A 19,511-nucleotide genomic window follows, 5' to 3' on the forward strand; every position below is an offset into this window, starting at 1 on the left:
CAGACCCGGCTCACTGCTGCGTGCAGCTGAACTCGCCGCTGTCGCCGTCGAAGGTGCCGTCCGCCAACCGGGTGCCGGCGGAGTCGTAGAGCCGCCCGGCGGGGCCCTCGTTGACCCAGCCGCTGTCGCCACCGCCGTCGGTGTGGATGTCTGCGTACCAGTCGGGCGCGCCGGCGCCGGCCACCGAGCATCTGACGATGCTGTTCGGCTTCCAGTCGTGGACCTGGATGTGGACGTACCGGCAATCCTCGAAGTCACACGGCGACTTCATGCCCTCGTGCTTGATCGCGTAGGTGTGCTTGAGCCACGCCGGGCCGGCCGCATTGTCGGATACCGACGCGATGGAAGGGTCGTCGCCGGAGGTAGCTGTTGCGGCGATGACGGTCAGAGTGGTGGCGCCGCCGGCGGGCGCGGCCTTCGTGACCTGGCCGTTGCTCGAGACACCGCTGCCCTGCGGCGCGCCACCGGGGCCGTCGCCACTCCAACTGCAGGGCCGGCCGTGGGAGGTGATCGACCAGTGGAACGTGTGGCTCTGGTAGCCAGCGGTCCCCGGTGAGACGTTGACCGTGCATGGGCCGAATGTGTTGACGGTGTCGCTCGCCTCGGGGCCTGGCGCGGACTGCTGACCGTTGGCCGTGGTGACGGCCCAGACGGACACGTTGACGTTGGACCCGTTCGGGAGGCCGCCGATCACCGCCGGCGACGTGATCGGGTGGGCTGCGCTGCCGCTGACCCGGTAGTAGTACTGCACGGACTGAGCGCCGTGGAGGTCCGCGCCGCCGAAGGTCACCCGCGCCTGCTGCGACCGGCCGGTCGGCGCGACGGTCAGGTTGCGCACCGGGCCGGGCTGGGTTGCACCACGTGCGGCGCTTGTCGCCGGCGACCAGGGGCCCCAACCGTCGATCGCCCTGACCCTCGGGTTGTCGCGGTTGAAGAGCCGCACCTGGAAGGTGTCATCCCGGCCCTCGCGGAGAGCGACCCGGCAGGCGGTGTCCGGCGCCGCGCGACAGGCAACGGTGCGGCCGCCCGTGCGGCGCACCTCGTACCTGGTGACCGGGTGCCCGTTGTCGTCGTACGTCCAGCTGATCAGCGCCGACGGATCTGCATCCGGACCGTCGGCAACGATCGCCGGCGCTCGCGCAACCACTGGTTCGCCGTTCGGGTGATCGACCACGGCCGCCGACCACGGCCCCGCGCCACGCCGGTTGATGCCACGGACACTGATCCGGTAGTCCGTGCCGTTGACGAGACCGGTCAGCCGCACGCGCCTGTCAGCCGTCCGCGTCACCCGCCCGTTGAACCGGACCTCGTAGTGCTGAACCCGGGGTCCGCGGAAGTCGGGCTGCCGCCACGACACGACGGTCGCGGCGTCGCGGGACGAGGCGTGAATGTGGGTGGGCGCTACGGGGGCCCGGCCGGCGCGGGCGACNACCCGGCCGGCGCGGGCGACGGCCGGCGACGCAGTCGGGCCAAACCCGACCACGCTGACGATCAAGAGCACGGCTGCCACGGCGCGTGGCGCCGCGCCGCGGAAGGACCTGGGACTCATCCAATCCCCCCTGGTTGAACTTCGTGGGTTCGCCCGAGTCGCGGCACCACGATCGAGGAAGGGATGCGTTCCTGTCGATGGGGAGCCCACCCCATCGTGACGCGGTGCGAGCCGCACCGTAGCGGCTGCCGAAAAGCGACGCGCGGAGGATTCGAGAATTCCTCGAACTTCCTCTGACGGCGCCGGGGTGCGGACTACAGTTCCGCAACCATGGAATGCTCGCTGTGTGGGACGCCCAGCGTCCGTGAGGACCAGCGCTTCTGCGCGCGGTGCGGCAGTGAGCTGGTGACGGCGACCGAGTCGGGTCCTGCCGCGGATCCCACGCTGCATGGCGCTCCGCCGCCGGCTCCGGCGGCAGATACCTTGCCAGGCGTGCCGACCACCCCGATCGAGGCCCCGCCTGCGTACCACCCGCCGGCACCGACGAGCGGCCCGATCTTTACAGACGACGCACCCACCGAGCGTTCGGCGCCGACTTCGACCCCGCTCCCGTCCTATGCAGGGCCGCCGCCGGTCGCGCCCGCCCCGCCCATCCCGCCCGCCGAACTGCCGGTGGCCCAGAGCCAACCCGCGCCCCGTCGCGGGACGGTGCTGGTCCTGGTGATCGCCGCAGTGCTGGCCGCTCTCATCGGCGCTGTTGGCGTCGTGTTCGTCCTCGGTGGCGAGAAGGACGAGGGTGCCGATGATACGGCCGCCGACGACCGTCCGGTCGACCCCGGCGACCGTCCGGACGCGGCCGAGGCGTCCGACGCAGGAGCGACAGCCTCCGCACCTGCGGCCGATCCAACCACCGCCGTGCCGAGGACGTTTCGGTGCTGGGACGGCGGCGCCGCGGTGACCGAGCTCGCGAGCTGCGCGCGTCCGACCGGAGTGGACGGGATGGCATGGGTGTTCCCCTCCTCTGCCGGGTCGGGCTGCTACTCAGGCGTCGGCGTGCGGCGGCCGACGGAGGTCGACTGCGCGCCGACCATCGGCGGCGCTGCGGTGCGGTTCCACTACAGCGAGTGGCGCACCCGCGGCGCGCTTGAGCGCTACTACGGTGGCATCACCCTTGCCCCGATCGCCGCGCCCGACGGCAGGACCGATCTCGAGGCGCTGCAGGTGGTCTCACGGGACTCCGATGTCGGATACAAGGTCGCCATCTATCATGCTGCGCCCACCGGATTGTGGTCGGTGACGATCTACGCTACCGACCGGGCGCAGTACGACGCCGCGCTTCGCGAGTTGCAGGTTCGGCCCATCGCCCAGCTCCGCGGCAAGCGGTCCTGACTGCCGTGCTACTCGACGACGGCGAGGTCCTGACGCGCATCGAACTGGCTTCCCGGCACCGGGCCGACGTCGAGCAGGTCGGTCACCAGGTTGGCAATGTCGCCGTTGCGGACGGGCTGCGGGCCGTCGTACCCGGGCTGAGTCGTGCCGGGGTCGCGGTACCCGGGGTTGCGGTCGTAGAGGTCGCCCGGCTCGATTCCGGCGCCCCAGACCAAGAGGGGAACGGTGTAGTTCTCCGGGCGAAACCGATCGCCGTGCGTTGAGGTGCCGGGCAGCCCCCCGTGGTCGGCAGTCAGGACCACGATCACCTCGCCAGCCAACTCGGGGTCGGCAGTGATGGCGGACACGACGCGGTCGACGTCGGCGTCGGTTTCTGCGACCGCTTCGTCGTATGGCGCACTGTCCCAACCGGCGTCGTGGCCGGCGGAGTCGGGGCTCGCCATGTGGAGGAACACGAGGTCATGGTCGTCGGTGCGGAGGTCTCGGATCGCGGCCTTGACGAGCGCCGACTGGCGTGGCTTGATGACGAGCCGGTCTATGGCCCCTGGCCATGCGCGACCCCACATCTCGAACTTCGTCTTGCCGGCGAACACCGCGCTCGATCCGTCCGCGGCTGCGATGGTCGTGAAGACCGACTCGGTACCAGGGACGACGGACTTCGCCGACGTGTGGTTCCAGGTGACGCCGTGGCCGCCCTGTGCCGCGTCGACCCGGCGCGGCAGTGACCATGCCGGTGTGGTTGGGGAGAGTCACCGTCTTCTCGACCGAGGTGCGGGCGTTGAGCGTGCCCACCCCCTCGGACAGCAGGTGGACGATGGTCGGGGTGGACGTCTCGTTCACCCACGTCGACCCCAGCCCGTCGATCGAGATGACCACGATCCGGGGATCGTCCGGCAACTCCTGCGCTGCGATCTGCTCGGCTTGGTCGCTGAGGTCTGCGCTCGAGCCCTCACCAGGTGCATTCTCGGGACTGTCGTCGGGGCTGCCACCTTGGGTTGCGGAGGCTGCGTCCGATTCGGGCGGCGGGGCAGAGCTCGCGCCGTCTCCGTCGGGCTCGTTCTGCCCGAGCGCCCACCACAGCCCGCCACCTGTGAGTGCGACCAAGAGCGCGATCACGACCGCTGAGACTGCCGTCCGACTGGATCTGGGCGGCGACAGATGAGACATGAGCGCTCACCCTAGCGGCTGGGGCACGCTGGCTCTGGTTGTCGCGCCAGCGAAGAGGCAAGTACTGAAGACAACGGCCGCAGCGGCAAGAACCGGAGGGGCGCTGGTCAGTAATCTGAAACAAACTCGTTGATCTTCCATTCACCGTTCTCGACGAGGAGCACGACGTCCACCTCAATGCTGTCGATCTCGCCGTAATCGAATTTGCGCAGTTCGTTGACGGTGACGGTCGCCGAGGCTTCACGCACCACGGAGTCGACGATCTCCACCGTCATCGGGGGCCCGTCGAAGGCAGCCAGCTCGTCTTCTTCGCACAGCACACCTCGCTCCCGCGCACTGGTGCTGAGGTTGGCCACGATCCCAGCACAATCCTTGGCTTCGTCAGCGGCGTAGTAGGCGAGTACCACCTCCTCGGGGGCGGTCGGCGGCGGGCCGGCGTCGGTGGTCTGCGCCGGGTCGGCGCTGGTTTCGGTGTCGTCGCTGGTCCCGCTGCCGCACGCGGTCAGTACTAGGAGCACGGCTCCGAGAAGCGCGGCTGTTCCTGCGTGCGCCGTGCTCAGTATGCGGTGAGTTTCCATGTGCCGTCCTCTCGCACAGCACCGTCAATCGACCACCGTTCGCCGCCTGCGGTCTCGACCAGGAGATCGGCGCTGTCGGGTCCGGTCACGCCGCCTCCGACCAGCTCGTAGGTCGTCTCCGTCCCCGCGTAGCATGACTCGGCATCGATCGCTGAGTCGGCGGTGTACAGCTCCGGCAGACGATCGCATTCGCCAGACTCGATGTATTGGTTGCGTTCCCACAAGATGTTGTCGATCGTGTCCTCGTCCGTGCTTTGGCCTTCGGTGCTGAAGTCATCGACGTAGACGCCGTCGCAGTTGTCCTCCCGGTACTCGGTCAGCGCCCGATCGGGATCGTCGTAGGGGCTGGGCGCGTTCCGTGCGTCCTCGTGGTCGGAGGCGGCGTCCAGGTCGGACACGATCACCTGGTCGCCGCGTTCGCGCGCCCACTCGACCAACCAGACAACGTCGCGGCGGAGGTCGTCGGGCGCATCGGCAGTCGTCCCGGTCTCAGCGAGGAGGTCGATCCGTTCTTGGATCAGATCCGGCGGCGCACCGTCCTCGAGGGAGTCGATGCCCTGGATTGCATAACAGAAGTCGGCGAGCGAGGCGTCCGTCGGCGGATCGGACGTCCCGGATTCAGTCGAGGCGTCGGCGTCTTCGCCGGAGTCTGTTGAAGTCTCGCCGCACGCCGTCAACGCGATAACCGACACCAACAGCATCGCCGACCACGTCAGCAGCGATTCCCTTGCTCTCGACTCCATCTTGCTGCCTCCATATCGGGTGGTTGACAATTCCGAGTCCGCGGATGGTCAGTTGTTCCTTGCGTCGGCTGGCGCGTGGTCGACGTTGCGTGCGGGCTTGCCGGTGCGGCGTACCCGCACTGCCCAGCAGTCGCCCTCGCCGCGGCCAGTCGAGGAGCACCAGTCCAGCACCGGGCGGGTGGTGAGCTCCGAGTCGCCGCTGAGCGTCACCCAGTAGTTCCGGCTGGATGGACCGTAGGTGCCGCGCCACTCGGAGCTGAAGACGAGGAGCGAGGCTGGGTACTGGGCACGCAACTGGAGGTGTAGCGCCAGGATGTCGTCATAACTGTCGTAGACGATGCCGTCGTCGTACGTACCGGGCTGCTTCGAGGACAGTTGCGCCGTCCAGTCGAGCGCCTCCACAGCAGCCTCGTCCTCGGCCGCGATGCGTTCTAGCGCCTCCAACGCGGACTCATCGCGGTCCTCGGGACTGGCGCTCTGGTCAGGTGCGCCGGCGGCCAGGTTGGGATCCGAGGGGTCGGCACCGTACTCAGGACCCGGAGGTACGGCGCCGTCGATGTTCGCGGGACCGGGTTCACACGGCACGAACACCACCTTGCTGGTGCCGCCGTCCTCGTCGATCGCGGCGGCAATGTCGTCGGCCGGAACGGTGGTCTGCCCGTAGGGGTAGACCAGGTCAAGGGTCAGGCCATCGTCGGGGACCCAATACGGATCGGCGCTGAAGTCGAAGTAGCCGTCGGCGTAGACGAAGCCGGAGTCGGCGCTCGCGCCGTCGCCGTCGACCACGAGCGGAACCCGGAGCTGGCTCAGATTCAGCCACTGCCCGCCGGGACAGGTGGCGTGCACCTCGTAGGTGATGGTGATGCCGCCGTTGGCGGCGGCGGACTCCACGGGCACGAACTCCGGTGGAGAACCGCACGCCGTCGAGTACGCCGTGTCGTCGCTCGTCGTGTCGCCCTCGTCGCTGCCTCCCGAGGTAGGAAAGTCGGTGAACCCCAAGATCGCGTCGTCGCTCCTAATGATGAGGGCTCGGGCAGTGAGCGCCGGGGAGACCAGTGGGTATTCGGACTCGACCGCGTCGTCCACGGACGCCGTCCATGCCACCTCACCGTCATCGAGGTCCCGCACCACGACCTCGTACGGGATCTCGTCGGAGACCGTCGCGATGGCGTCGTCGGTCAGGACGGTGTCGTAGTTTCCCAGCGGGGTCTCGCTGTGCCACAGCGGCTCACCCGTGGAGGCCGTGACCAACGTAGTGCCGCCGTCGTCGTACTCGTCGTAGGGGTCGTAGGGGTCGTTCGCGAAGACGTAGTCGTAGCCCGATGCCCACTCCCAGGAGACAGAGTCGGGGTCGTAACCGGCGAGGTCCGGCGCGGACCAGATCGGCTGTCCGGTGGCGACGTCGTAGAGCGTGTCCCCGATCCCGACCCGGCCCTCGACGATGTCGCTGTCGACTCCGTTCCAGATCGATCCCTGTCCACGAAGCACGAGGTTGCGGTCCCAGGTCCGGACTCCGGGGCCGTACTTGATGATGTAGCCCTCGGCCAGGGTCTCGTCCAGATCCATCCCGAACCGCGACAGCACCTGCCCCGACGTGGAGAGACGCCACGCAGTGGGCCCGGTCTGGACGTACAGCTCGCCGCCGGCGGGCTGTACGACGGTGCTGCCGTAGTCCTCGCTGCCGCCGCCGGGGTTGAGGTCGAGAGTCCACTGGTGCTCGAGCGTGGTCAGGTCCAAGGCGGTCAGCCGGGTGTCGTAGTCGTAGCGGCCGGTCAGTCGTGAGCCCACGTACACGGTCGACCCGACGCTGTTGGCCCACCACGGGTCGTCGACCGGATAGCTAGCGCCAAGGTCACCGGTCACGGGATCGACGGCCACGATGCCCGAGTCGTCGGCCGCGGCGCAGACCATGGCCTTCCCGTCGCCCACCATCGAGCACCAGTCGCCGATCTCGTCGTCGGTCTTGTCCCACAGCACCTCGCCGGTGTCGGTGTCGATGCTCACGAACGCGTAGTCGTTGTCCTCGGTGGACAGGTCGGTGACGATGACATCGTCGAAGTACAGCGGCTCGTAGCCGACGTCGCTGCCCGGTAGCACCTCGTCGGGATCGAAGAGCCACTGATCGCCGGGTTCCTGGGCGAGGCTCACACCGCTGCCAAAGCCGGCGGTCTCCACGTCGAGACCGCCGGCGCGCTCCCCAGCTTGATCGGTCGTGTCATTGTCGCTGTCCCGGTTGGCGAGGTACGTGATCCCGGCGCCGCCGGCACCTGCCACTGCTAGGACGGCGAGGAGCGCGAGAACGAACGGGAGGCGGCGCGGCCGCCCTGCCGTCGGAGCGACCGGCGGCGAGATCGGGGGTGAGGCGGTCGGCGCTGGCGCAGTCGGCGGTGGCGCGGGCATCGGAGCGAGAGTCGGCGCCACAGGTTCGATAGCCACTGGTGGCGATGGGGGCGCCGGGGCCGGTGACGGAGGTGTCGGGGCGGTGGGTGGATCGACTGGGGCGATCCGCTCACCACATCCGGCGCAGAAGGAGGCGCCTGGTGTCAGGCCGGCGCCGCAGTGCCGGCAGAAGTTCGGCGTCATGGTCCCCCATCTCTCCGGGCCGGCCGAAACGCTAGTGGAGCGGCACGGCGCTGCGCGGCGGTTTGCCGGAACAACGACGACGCGGCCCGTCCTTGCGGCATCATGCGATCTGCGCGCCTGCCCGTCGATGGGGCGAACACCCCATTGCCGACACCACGGTTGCGCTGGGAGCCTTTGGCCATCCGAATCGCGCCGGGCTCGGGCCGAACTGGATCAACGCCAGTCAGGAGAAGCACAGTGACCCAGCCCGTTCGCGACCGTGCGCCCGTCGTACGACGTCTGTCATCGACACTCCTCGCGGCCGTGGTCGCGGCGGCCGCGCTCGCAGGGGTCCCCGCGGCCGCCCCGGCGACGGCAACCGCCCCGGCGCTCCAGGCCGAGGCGACTGCGACCGACGCTCCGACCCTTGGGTTGCGTCGCCACTCACCGCCGTACGGGCGCGGCTGGGGGCGCGTCGCTCCGAGGGTGCTCTACAACGGAGGAAGTCCGGGGGGCCTCGTGAGGCGCCTGACCTGGCGAAACTGGGGCGACGGACGCACCATCGGCCGCGGCCGCGGCTACACGACGATGCCCGGGGGCGGGTACTACGACAAGCCAGTGCGGACGCTGCTTCGTGCGTCGCGTATTCGGACCTGCGGAGGTCACAAGGCCTACACGCGGTTGCACGTCAAGCAGGCACGCCGGCCCGGCGGCCCATTGCCGCGGCGATGGCGCACCTGGCAGGGAGCGGGACTGCCGAACCTCTGCGCGAGCTGGGAGTCGTCGTTCCGCCAGGTCGCCGGCACGGAGGCGCACTACGCGCCAGGCCGGTACGGCGCACTCAAGGCCGGCATGGGTCCCGACGCGGCCGTCGCCACGGGCATGGTCCGTTGGGTCTACACCGACGAGGTCTGCGGCTGGCAGCTGCGGCTCCGCCGCCGGTACCGGCGTTCGTGGCTCGCGACCAACAGCGAGACCGACCGGATCATCGCGGTCGGCACGTTCCGCAAGGGGCCGACGACCACGAAACGGGTCGGAGTCGGCACGCCGTTGCGCGTGCTGCGCCGCAAGTACGGCGCCCGGCTCCGCGGACCGGATGTCAACTTCTACGGCCAGCACGTGTTCTGGGTGCGCCGACAGCGCAACTTCATCTCGTTCTTCTTCAACGGCGAGCAGTTGCGGCGGGCGACCCCTCTCGGATCGATGATCGTGAGCCGGCGCAGGCCGATCAAGATCTTCGAGGGCGAAGGCCCCTGCTAAAGGCACCGAAATGCTGCGTACACAGAGATCTGACGGACCCGGAAGCGCCACCGGCGAGCTCGATGAGATGGGAGATCAGCCGAACATACGTCGATGGTGGTCAGGGGTCGCGCTCACCGTGACCGTTCTGCTTCCCGTGGCAGCTTGCGGCCAAGACGGTGACGATTCGGATTCGGACGGCGGACCGCTGACCGAGGTCACACAGGACCCGGCGTACTCAGCCTCGACCGGATCGACGTCCGCTGAGGCCGTCGACGTGGACTACGACCGCTCGTGGTCGTTCTCGCCGCTCGCCGACGACGGCTCGAGGGTGAGAGTCGACCTCGAGGTCGCCGGCCTCTACGACGTAGCCTCGGCGCCCGGTTATCCCAGAACTCCTCGACAACGACTGCATCTACGACGAACAGCGCGATGCCGTCTTCCCGTTCCGGGTCACCCGGACCAACACCACAGACGGGTTCGACACAAACATCGTCGTCTTCTTCTACAGGGGCGGCCCGGACGACTACGACGGCTACCCGCCGCCCGAGGACGCGTTCGAGGGGGCAGCGGCGTACTCGGACGGCGCGAGCTGCGAGTCGATCGCCGGAGTCGGCCAGGGAGCGCTTGGCGTGAGCGGAAACCTGGCACCGGGCGAGTCAGGCACGACATTGGGGCAGTTCGTGCTCCACGACTTCTACACGCCAGAAGCTCCATCAGGCGACGAGGAGCTCTACGACTACATCCACCTCTACGTCCCTGGACTCGGATCGGCCGGCTCGGGCGAGCACTTCACCGTCGCCGAGATCAGCGGCCCCGGCATCGAGTACGTCGACGCCATTGGCACAGACGCCGCGCTCTTCCCCCTCGACGGGGACTGAGCGCCAGGCCCCTCGGTCCCTCGACCTGGCACATCCAACTCCCGGTCCGGCAGCAGCTGCCGCCCTCGTCCATCGACCTCATCGGAGGATCCGTGCACTACAGCCCAATCGCCCGCCTCGCCGCAACAGCGGCCGTGGCCCTGCTGATCGCAGGATGCGGATCCGACACGACCAACCATCCCGACGACGACGACGGCAACGACCGTCCTGCCTCGGCAGGATGGACGAGCATCACGACGGGCTACTACCAGGCGTGCGGCGTCCATGCGCCGGGGACGCTGTGGTGCTGGGAGCCGAATGCTTACGGTGCCGGCGAGCCCGACGGTCAGGCCAGTGGCCCGTACACGCCAGTCCAGGTGGGCAGTGAAGACAACTGGACCCAAGTGTCGACGTCGTTCTACTCCACGTGCGGGATCCGCGACGACAACACCCTGTGGTGCTGGGGCAGCAACGCCAATCTCGGAATCGGCGTCGGCAACGCCGACGACGAGGCCGACTACGAGCGGCCGACCCAGGTGGGAGCCGACGACGCGTGGGCGAGCGTAGAGGTCGGCGAATACGCCACGTGCGCCATCACGACCGCTGGAGAACTGTGGTGCTGGGGCAGCAACTACTACAGCAGTGTCGGTGACGGAACGTTCACCGACGTCCTCTTCCCAATTCAGGTCGGCACGGGCACCACCTGGGAACAGGTCTCTTCGGGAGCCAGTCGTACCTGTGCGCTGGACGGCGACCACACGTTGTGGTGTTGGGGCGGGGACTCGGCGGACGAGGCCACCGAACCACAGCATCCCGAACAGGTCGGTGACCCGACCATCGAATGGGAGTCGATCCGGGTCGGCGGATCGCTGGTCTGCGGCCTCGACACGAGCGGCCGGATTCACTGCGACATCTTCCCGGACCCAGACTCCGATGAGCATGTCACTATCCCTGAGAACGCAAGCTACACCACCTTCGGCCTCGGCGAGAGCCTCTGCGCCGTGGAGGAAGGCACACAACTGGTGTGCCTCGGCGCAAACGACTTCGGGCAACTGGGCACCCACGAGGTCGACGAGTCCCTCGAGTTCGTCGCGGTTGAAGCGACCCCGGGTGGGGGTGGCTGGCGAGACGTCAGCGTCGGAGACGGATACAACTGCGCAATCGACGACGCCGGCGACGCCTGGTGTTGGGGCGCGACGTCCCGCAGCCACAATGAATCAACCGACCCGCTCATCGACCCGGCCGTCCCCCAACAGATCGAACCGGGCGCGTCGTGAATCAGCCGGTCGTTGCGCCCCCCTTCGGCAAACCGCCGACCAGCGCGACCGCTGTCTGGGCATTGGTCATCTCCATCGGTGGCCGGAGCTCCCTGTTTCTGCTTGCTTGCGCCCCTTTCCCTGTGGCTGGGGCACAAGGCACGCCGTGAGACCCAGTCCAGCGACGGCGAAGTCGGTGCCGCCGGGATCGCGACGGCGGCGATCGTCTTGAGTTGGATCGACATCGCGCTCGCGGTGCAGTTCGTGGGGTTCATCGCCGTCCTCATCGCCGTGGGCGCGGCATCGGCGTGAGACCTTCGACAGCCCTCGGCAGTCGAGCAGGTCGCCGGTGAGCGTGCCGAACAGAGGCGGTCACGGGCAGCTGGCATAGACATGGAACAAGCGCCAGATGGCTTCGTCGAAGTTGCCATCGGCGCTGAGACCGTGGTCGGCCTCGAATGTCGCCAGACCCTCCCGGCAGTTGAGAGCCCGGCCTCCGATGAGTGCGTCGGGGTTGTAGGTCGTTCCGTGCTTCCGATCGCTGTAGACGAAGCGGTGCTGAACTTCGGCCACGAGCAAGTTCGGCAACGATGGCAGCAGGTTGCTCGTGTTCTCGGCAAGCGTTGTCGGGTCGTCGTTGCAGAAGCAGTAGTCACCGAACAGGTGCCCGGGTGTCGAGCCCACGGATCCATACGCGTGGGCCATCGACGGCCTCGCGGGTGCGGCACACGTCGCATGTCCAACCGACCCCGAGCGCCGTGAGAGCGGTGGGGCCGAGACAGCGGCGACGGACCGCGGCTTCACGGTGGGGTTGGGCGGATTCACTGCCAGTGACGGCAGTCCCGCGGGCGCGCCTACCCCGGCCGGTTCGGCGGGGTCGCAGCCCAGGTTCCCTCGGGCAGCAACGGTGGCAACGTCGCGCGTACCGACCTCGGGACGCACAGCGCACCGATGACGAGCAACGGTGCTGCCAACATCAGGAACGTCTCTAGGACGCCCATCGCCGTGAACACGGTGAAGAAGCCAGATTGACTCCGGCCGCTCGAGATCAGCGCGGTCATCACGATTCCCGCCAGCAGCCATCCTCCTGCAAGCAGGAGGGCTCGCGATCGTCGTGGGTCGGACCCGTTGAGGCTGAACCCGGTCGCCGCTGCCAACACCCCACCCCCGCCGAAGATGATCAGCGCGCTGATCAGGGAGCCGTTGAGATCGACTGGTACGTCGTTCGCCGCGGAGACGCTCAACGCGATCACGCAGAAGGCGAGCAGCAGGAAGACCGCCGCTGCCGCGCTGTAGCCGGTAATCCGTGCGGTTCGAAGCCAGCTCCTCGCATCCGTCGTGAGGTCCGCGGCACTGCGGTGCAGTGCGAGCAGCAGTGCTGTGCCGGCGACCACGAGGATGGTTCCCGAACCCTGCGGGGAGTAGCCGAATAGGCCGGGCTCGTGGGTGAGCTTCTCCACCGAGACGCTGAAGAACGTCGGGGCGTCGAAGGAGTCGTCGAAGATTGACGCAGACGACTCTTCGTCGATCCGGCCGACCAGGCCGACGAAGAGGTAGCTGCCGCAGGCCGATGCCAGTACCGGCAGCCAGCCGGTGTCCCGGATGGTCGCGATCCCCACGAACACCATCGGAAGGGCGGTGGCGAGCAAGGAGCCCATAATGACGAGCGCGCGGCTCCATGCCGGGGTGGAGATGAACCCCTCCCCGATGTCGCTGGTGAGGTAGCGCGCCACTTCGACCAGCCAGGTCAAGGTCAGCAGGCCGACGCCCACCGCGACCAGGACGCGGCCCGCGACGGCACCCCGGGTTTCCAGCCCTTCGGCACCCTCAAACCGGCGCGGCGCGATCACCAGCACCGCAGCGGCGATCACGGCCACGGCTCCGGTGCCGATGCCGCCTTCCGAACCGTCGGTGAGGTTCGCGAGCTCGAAGACGCCCAGCAGCAAGAGGGACAGCAGGAGTGGGCCGAGTGCCGCCGCCTTCACCAGCAAACTGAGCTGCGGGGTCAGCGCCGGCACTACCCCAGCTGCGCCGACGTACGGGACCGCCAATACGGCCAGCGCGGCCACAATGCTCAGTACCACCCACCAGTGGTCGTTGACCTCCTCGATCCCACCGCTTCCAAGGTCCCACGGCATCGCGAACGCCACCAGCAGCAGGAGGACCGCAGTGGCATCCCGCAGCCAATCCCGCATCGGCCAACCCGCCAACGGGTTAGTGAAGGCAGGTGTGGCGGCCGCAGGTCGCGCTGCCGGCGCACGCGGGGGCGGTGGCGGCATGGTGGGTGGCGCGGTTGTTGGAGGCAGCGGAGGTGTCGACGCCATCGCCGGCGTGGTAGCAGGGGGCGGCGGAGGCATTGACGCCGTCTGAGGCGGAGGTGGGGGCGGAGGTGGAGTCACGGAGCCCGCCGCAGGCTGCGGCGGCACATCCGACGGCACCTCGGCCCGACGTCCGCACATAGCACAGAACGCACCTCCCAGTGCGGCGCCACAGTGCGTGCAGAAGCGTTGGCTCATGTGGTCTCTCCATCGCCCAGCGACTCGCGTCGCACGTTCCGGCCGAGCCCGGTGAGGTCGCGCCCACGATGGCAGACCGGGTCCTGCACGGTCTATGGGGACATCGCCCCATGGACGCTTCGCGGACGGCTGCCCGAGCATGGACACCGACGGCAACCAGGTGGACGACTCGCGAAACCGCTCCCCTGTCCCCAACGGCGCCGCTAGGTTGTCGGACTGTTGCACGTGGTGTTCCGCCGTGGGCCGACGCCGAATCGGGCACGCAATCCCTTTCTCGGACCTGATGTCGAACTTCCCGATGGAGGACAACGTGGCCACTCTCGCCACACCGCTGCGTCTCGCAGCCGTCATCGCCTTCATGATCGGCCTAGCGCCGCACCTCGCGGCCACGCCGCTCGGCTCGTCGGCATGGACGTCGGCATCGTCGACGGCTCTTGCCAAGCGTGCCTGCCGACCGCCGATGTACGGCCCTGACTTCGACAACCTGTGGGTGCGGAACATGCGGTGCCGGACAGGTCGCAAGATCATCCGCAAGGCCGTCGACAAGGCCAACACGGGCAAGCGCGAGTTCCGGGTCGAGTGTTTCCGCTGCACGGCGCGGTACGGCGTCGACCTGATCACGTGCACGCGGGGTCGGAAGTGGGTCCACTTCAACATCGTCGAGTAGCAGCTGGACCTCCACGCCCAATGCGCTCTTCCCGAAACCCGACTCCCACCACCGAATGAGGCGTAATCCAGTGATCCTCCGAATCTACGCGGCGCTCCTCCTCTTCACCTTCGTCGCCCCGGCGGTCGCCCTCCCTGACGCGACCGCCGCCGAAAGCGCGGCCCCGCGACGACTACCGCACCGCGTCGCCTGGGTCGACTACGACGGCGAGGTGCCCGCGGTCCAGGTCAAGAACCTGCGCAGCTCGTCGATCACCACCGTCTACGAGGGCGAGTCATCGCCGCAGAACGTGCACCTCTCACGCAGCGGTCGCCTGGTCGCCTGGACGTACTACGGCGGTGAGCCCGTGCCGTCGAACAGGATCATGCTCGCGGCAAGCGACGGATCCGGAAGCCCTCGCAACATTCTCAGACGCGTCGCCGGCCGGTTCGAATTCATCGACTCGGTCGACTTCGGCCCCAGGGACCGGAGGGTCGCGTTCATCGCCAGAACAACCAGAGATCGCATCAACCTGTACAGCATTCGCCGCGACGGCCGACGTCTCCGTCTGCTGGCGCGCAACGTCGGCGGCTGCGGGGACAACTGCGGCCACCTGGTGTGGTCTCAGAATGGCGGGAAGATTGGGTGGGCCGGCTGGACCTCCCGAGATTGGACCGCTCTGAATCTCCGCACCGGCCGACGCTCCGCCCTGCCCGACGGGTTCTTCGGCTGGTCGCCCAACGAGAAGTGGGTCGGACTACAGCGAAACTACGGCGTACGACTAATCCGGAAGCCGGTGGGCGGCGGATCGGCTCGGCTGATCGCTCGGAGGCTGCCATCTACATGTGGTGGCGCGGAGCCGATCTGGGCGGCCGACAACCGGATCGTTGTCGACGGTCAGGACCAGTTGATCCGAGTGAACCTTCGAGGCAATCGCGAAATCCTCCTCGAGGACGCCTGCACCAAGTTCGACTACCGCTGAATCCACCGCACCGAGCGGTCCAGGCACGACTCGGGCAACCACCACCGCTCTGTACCCGCGCTCGGGCGGGACACAGTTCCACAGGTCGCACCTAGAAGGAGAACAGAGGCAGCGCGCGGGTCTGGGGGCCGGAGGTCGAAAGTTCGATCCCTGCCAGCCCGACAACCGCACCGCCTGCCCAGGTACCGAAAGCCGGCACGGCGCCGGTCACGTCACCTAATATCCCGGACGGGGCCTGAATCCACGGGTCTCGAGCATCAGGAGACCAGCATGCACCCAACCCGCCGCCCGATCGCGACGTCACTCGCAGCGTTCCTGATCGTATGCATCGCACTCGTGCTGGTTCCCGCGACACCCGCGGGGGCGGACGGCATCAAGGACCGCTTCCCGAAGGTTGCGGCGGTGAAGAAGCTGTTCCCGCTCGTCAACGGTCTCGAGATCGAGTCCGACTACGACGGTGGAGTGTTCTTTCCGAGCTGTGCAGGCGTGGAGGATCCCGACACGTCCGGGCTGGTCAACGTGTGGATCGGGGCGTACAACCTTCCAGACACGTCGCCGAGCCGCGCGACCAGGCCGTACCCGTGGGTGTACAAGTTCGCCACGGCGAGGAAGGCCAAGCGGGTCATGCGTCAGGTACGCAGTCAGGTGAACGGGTGTCTGGGCTTCCGGGAGGACGTCGACACCTATTCCCGGATCTCGAAGATGAACGCTCCGAATATCGGTGACGACACCTTCGGGTTCCAGGCGATGTGGGGAACCACGTTCGAAGGTGTGTACTACAAGTACCGGTCGGTCTGGATCCGGTCAGGGAAGTGGATCCTTGACGCGCAGGTCAGGCGTCATCCCGGGAAGGTCCCGGCTAAGAAGACCCGAGCGTTCGCTCGGCTCCTTTACCGCACAGGTGGGTAGCGGCACCCGACCGTCACGATCTGTCGCCTCCCGGGAGCTAACCTCCCCGGTCGTGTCCGTGGACGAGTAGTCGAAGCTCTCGGCTTCCTCAGCCTCCTAGAGCGCGGCGATCCATGCCATCAGCCGCAGCAACTTGTGGTGACGCCGTCGCGACGCCACGACGGTCGGCTGGCCGCTCACCGCGCCACTTCCGGTCCACTGACACCGATGCCCGCCGTGAGGTCAGCACGCACCTCACGCCGCGCGGCGCTGACGCCCGGAGGCCCCGCGGGGGCCTCTGCTCTGCGACGGCGGCCAGCCCGAGCTCGATCGAGCTGCGGCTGCGTACCCATACCTCCACCTTGAGGCCGAGTGCGCCCGCCGCTTGCGTATCCGTTCCCGGGACCGGCCGCTCATGGTTGGTCAACTGCAGGGCAACGTGGCCGTCCGGGTGCCGAGTCAACTTCACCGCCGACGGCGAGGTCCGGGCCGACCGCTGGCCCTCTACCGGGCTCGCCTCGATCCGCACCGACACCTCGCCCGCGCCCCAGTCGGTGGCGATGGTAGGTGACCCGCCCCTCGCTCATGCCGACCGCCTGATCCAGGCGCCCGCGAGCGCGGACCGACAGTCCGTCGTTCTCCCGACGTGTCGGTGCCGGCGAACCCGGCTCCCACCCCGAGCCCTAGCGGATCGCGACGCAGTGGGGATGCCCATGGCCACGAAGGTCCCGGGGCTGAGGCGGCCCGCGTGCGCCTTGACGACCTCGACCTCGAGGTCTCGTACCGCGTCCTCGCCGAGCTCGCGAACCGCGTACTCGCGGGTCCCGTGGTCGTCCATCACGCGACCTGGATGCCGGCCGCCGCAGGGCGGCCGGCGTCCTCGCCCGTGTCTTCGCCGGCGACGAGCTGCCGCAGTCGCCGGACCGTCGCCTGGTCGAGGCCGGTCAGCTGCACGATGTCCTTCACCGTCAGTTTCTCCGCTACGAGGCGCTCGATCGCGGCCGCCGTCGCGGCCTCGGCATCTGCGATCGCCTGCTCGGCTTGGGCTCGCTCCTCCCAGGCGACCTCGACGTCGACCGACGCCTCGTCGATGCGCTGCTCCCGCGCCACTTGGTCTGGGTCAAGCCGGAGCCGGCGCTCCCGCGCCGCCTTCAACCGCGCGTCCCGAGCCCGATCCCGACCTGACTGTGCCTGTGCCGCCTTCCCCATCGGGGACCACCTCTTCCTGATCGTCACGTCACGGAAATCCACCGCGACCCTTCACACCTCAAGAAGCAACCCCGCCCGCTCCGGATCGGACACCTCACGACCCGTGAATTTCGCACTCCACCGAGCCAATCCACTCACCCGACTTTGAACCTCACCAGATCCCTCGGACCCCATGCACTGAAGGAACTCGGTGCCAGGTAGGTGTCCGATCCGCGCCCGCCGCCGTTGCTTCTGGGAGACGTGATGGGTGTGCACAAGCTGACCTCGGGCGACGGGTACACGTACCTGACCCGCCAGGTCGCCGTGCACGATGCGACCGACCGCGGGCACGCCGGACTGGCCGACTACTATGCCGAGAAGGGCGAATCACCGGGCCGCTGGTTCGGGTCCGGGCTCGGCGCGCTCGACCTCGAGGTGGGCTCGCAGGTCACCGAGACCCACATGCGGAACCTGTTCGGCGAGGGCCGCCATCCGGATGCGGAGCGGCTGGAGAACGCCGCTCTCGACGCCGGGAAGAGCGTCGAGCAGGCCAAGAAGACCTCCCAGTTGGGTCGGGTGTTCGCCCGCTACCTGGGCAACCAGCCCGAGTTCATCCAAGAAACCGCCAAGCGCTACATCGCCTACAACCTGGCCCACGGTGAGCACTGGAAGACCCCGGTGCCAGCCGAGATACGGGCCGCGATCCGCACCGAACTGGGCAACGAGCACTTCCTGCGCGAGCACGGACGCGCTCCGATCGACGACCGCGAGCGCGGCTCGTTCATGGCCAAGGCCACCCGTCAGCAGACCACCGCTGTGGCCGGCTACGACCTCACCTTCGCCCCGGTGAAGTCCGTCTCCACCCTGTGGGCGCTGGCCGACCGGGAGGTCGCCAAGGAGATCGAGGCCGCCCACCACGCGGCCGTCGAGGCCACGCTGTCGTGGCTGGAGAAGGAGGTGCTGTTCACGCGCCGCGGCCGCGGCGGTATCCAGCAGGTCAAGGCCAAGGGGCTGATCGCGGGGATGTTCACCCACCGCGACGCCCGTTCTTCCGACCCGCACCTGCACACCCATGTCGCGGTGAGCAACAAGGTTCAAGACGAGACCGGCCGCTGGCTTGCCGTCGACGGACGGGTTCTGTTCAAGGCCAACGTCACCCTCGCGGAGATGTACAACACCCTCATCGAGTCCGAGCTCATCGCCCGGCTCGGGGTTCGGTTCGAGAACCGCCGCAGCGGGCTGGCCAAGGGCGTCGCCAGGCGTCCCGTACGCGAAATCGTCGGGGTGGACGAGCGGCTGGCCAAGACCTGGTCCAAGCGCGACGCCCTGATCGAGGCCCGTCGACGGGAACTCGCCGCCGCCTTCCAGACCGAGCACGGTCGCCCTCCGACCGAAGGCGAGGCCGTCACAATCAAAGAGCAGGCGTGGGAGCAGACCCGGCAGTCCAAGCACGCGCCGCGCGCAGAGGCCGACCAGCGGACGGCATGGCTGGGCGAGGCCGTCGACATCATCGGCAGCGAGCAGGCCGTCCGCGACATGGTCGAGGACTGCCTCGGACACCGCGCCGACGCCCAAGACGTCACCGACGAGTGGGTCGCCGAGACCGCCCAGCAGGTCGTCGAACGGGTCGCCGAAGACCGTGCGACCTGGCAGATCTGGCACCTGCGGGCCGAGGCCCAGCGCCAGGCCCGCGCCCACGGCATCAGGCCGACCGAGCTCGACGCCGCCGTCGACCGGGTCGTGGCCACCGCGATCGGCGAACACTCCGTCGCCTTCAACGACCCCGACCCGCTCACCCACGCGCGCACCGCGGCCCAGCTTCCTGACGGGCGGAGCGTGACGATCCCGGCTCCCCTCCAGCGGACCGAGCGGACCGAGCGGGGCGCACAGGGTGAGGAGGTGGTCAGCGTCTACAGCCTCGCCGGCGCCCGCCTCTACACCTCCCAGGCGGTCGTCGACGCCGAACGGCGCATCGTCGAGTCCGCCCGACGCACCGGCGGCCGCACCATCAGCGAGGTCCGCGTCGGCATCGCGATCGCCGAAGCCGCCGCCAACGGCGACACGACAG

General features: G+C 68.5%; 17 protein-coding genes and 1 pseudogene. 9 read left to right on the top strand and 9 right to left on the bottom strand.

The features are described from left to right. Positions 1-10: 10 nt before the first annotated feature. Positions 11-1,879, bottom strand: a complete 1,869-nt coding sequence (locus H0488_RS02970; RefSeq protein ID WP_446685600.1) for a fibronectin type III domain-containing protein — start codon at positions 1,877-1,879, stop codon at positions 11-13. A 42-nt stretch (positions 1,880-1,921) separates the two neighbouring features. Between H0488_RS02970 and H0488_RS02975 the strand changes: the two genes are divergently transcribed. Next, positions 1,922-2,818 (top strand): hypothetical protein, encoded by an 897-nt coding sequence (locus tag H0488_RS02975; protein WP_183097794.1) that lies wholly within the window; start codon positions 1,922-1,924, stop codon positions 2,816-2,818. A gap of 8 nt (positions 2,819-2,826) precedes the next feature. On the opposite strand, the gene H0488_RS24530 is transcribed toward H0488_RS02975, so the two are convergent. The 5 genes and pseudogenes from H0488_RS24530 to H0488_RS02995 form a co-directional block, all read right to left on the bottom strand. Next, positions 2,827-3,540: an alkaline phosphatase family protein gene (locus H0488_RS24530; protein ID WP_183097812.1), complete on the bottom strand. Its 714-nt coding sequence runs from the start codon at positions 3,538-3,540 to the stop codon at positions 2,827-2,829. Between the two features lie 4 nt (positions 3,541-3,544). Further along, positions 3,545-3,985: pseudogene (locus tag H0488_RS25220) on the bottom strand (hypothetical protein); the annotation flags it as partial. 107 nt (positions 3,986-4,092) lie between these two features. Then, a complete protein-coding gene (locus tag H0488_RS02985; RefSeq protein WP_183097795.1) occupies positions 4,093-4,563 on the bottom strand; it encodes a nuclear transport factor 2 family protein in 471 nt (156 codons plus the stop codon). Next, complete coding sequence (locus H0488_RS02990) at positions 4,542-5,306, bottom strand: hypothetical protein (protein WP_183097796.1); 765 nt, start codon at positions 5,304-5,306, stop codon at positions 4,542-4,544. Before H0488_RS02990 ends, H0488_RS02985 begins: the two co-directional genes overlap by 22 nt. 48 nt (positions 5,307-5,354) lie before the next feature. Beyond that, complete coding sequence (locus H0488_RS02995; protein ID WP_183097797.1) at positions 5,355-7,706, bottom strand: PQQ-binding-like beta-propeller repeat protein; 2,352 nt, start codon at positions 7,704-7,706, stop codon at positions 5,355-5,357. 420 nt (positions 7,707-8,126) lie between these two features. On the opposite strand from H0488_RS02995, the gene H0488_RS03000 reads away from it, so the two are divergent. From H0488_RS03000 to H0488_RS03015, 4 genes are all read left to right on the top strand, one after another. After that, on the top strand, positions 8,127-9,128 hold the full coding sequence (locus H0488_RS03000) for a hypothetical protein (protein ID WP_183097798.1): 1,002 nt from the start codon (positions 8,127-8,129) through the stop codon (positions 9,126-9,128). A gap of 611 nt (positions 9,129-9,739) precedes the next feature. After that, complete coding sequence (locus tag H0488_RS24885; protein ID WP_183097799.1) at positions 9,740-9,988, top strand: hypothetical protein; 249 nt, start codon at positions 9,740-9,742, stop codon at positions 9,986-9,988. A gap of 92 nt (positions 9,989-10,080) precedes the next feature. Continuing rightward, a complete protein-coding gene (locus tag H0488_RS24890; RefSeq protein WP_183097800.1) occupies positions 10,081-11,244 on the top strand; it encodes an RCC1 domain-containing protein in 1,164 nt (387 codons plus the stop codon). Positions 11,245-11,322: 78 nt separating this feature from the next. Then, positions 11,323-11,535, top strand: coding sequence for a hypothetical protein (locus H0488_RS03015; RefSeq protein WP_183097801.1), 213 nt, complete (start codon positions 11,323-11,325; stop codon positions 11,533-11,535). Positions 11,536-11,595: 60 nt separating this feature from the next. Here the strand turns inward: H0488_RS03015 and H0488_RS03020 are convergent, their stop codons facing one another. Both H0488_RS03020 and H0488_RS03025 read right to left on the bottom strand, forming a co-directional pair. After that, on the bottom strand, positions 11,596-11,907 hold the full coding sequence (locus H0488_RS03020; RefSeq protein WP_183097802.1) for a hypothetical protein: 312 nt from the start codon (positions 11,905-11,907) through the stop codon (positions 11,596-11,598). 170 nt (positions 11,908-12,077) lie between these two features. Continuing rightward, positions 12,078-13,418: a DUF7937 domain-containing protein gene (locus tag H0488_RS03025; protein ID WP_183097803.1), complete on the bottom strand. Its 1,341-nt coding sequence runs from the start codon at positions 13,416-13,418 to the stop codon at positions 12,078-12,080. Positions 13,419-14,022: 604 nt separating this feature from the next. Between H0488_RS03025 and H0488_RS03030 the strand changes: the two genes are divergently transcribed. The 3 genes from H0488_RS03030 to H0488_RS03040 all read left to right on the top strand — a co-directional run bounded on the left by H0488_RS03030 (position 14,023) and on the right by H0488_RS03040 (position 16,276). Continuing rightward, positions 14,023-14,406 (top strand): hypothetical protein, encoded by a 384-nt coding sequence (locus H0488_RS03030; protein ID WP_183097804.1) that lies wholly within the window; start codon positions 14,023-14,025, stop codon positions 14,404-14,406. A gap of 70 nt (positions 14,407-14,476) precedes the next feature. Next, entirely contained in the window at positions 14,477-15,367 is an 891-nt protein-coding gene (locus tag H0488_RS03035; RefSeq protein WP_183097805.1) for a hypothetical protein, read from the top strand. Positions 15,368-15,637: 270 nt separating this feature from the next. After that, positions 15,638-16,276 (top strand): hypothetical protein, encoded by a 639-nt coding sequence (locus H0488_RS03040; RefSeq protein ID WP_183097806.1) that lies wholly within the window; start codon positions 15,638-15,640, stop codon positions 16,274-16,276. Between the two features lie 816 nt (positions 16,277-17,092). Here H0488_RS03040 and H0488_RS03045 read toward each other — a convergent pair. Then, a complete protein-coding gene (locus H0488_RS03045; RefSeq protein WP_246371378.1) occupies positions 17,093-17,365 on the bottom strand; it encodes a hypothetical protein in 273 nt (90 codons plus the stop codon). Positions 17,366-17,707: 342 nt separating this feature from the next. On the opposite strand from H0488_RS03045, the gene mobF reads away from it, so the two are divergent. Continuing rightward, positions 17,708-19,511, top strand: a 1,804-nt coding sequence (gene mobF / locus H0488_RS03050; RefSeq protein ID WP_183097808.1) for a MobF family relaxase, incomplete at its 3' end; no start/stop codon positions are given.

Source organism: Nocardioides pelophilus (assembly GCF_014180685.1).
GTDB classification, from domain to species: domain Bacteria; phylum Actinomycetota; class Actinomycetes; order Propionibacteriales; family Nocardioidaceae; genus Nocardioides; species Nocardioides pelophilus.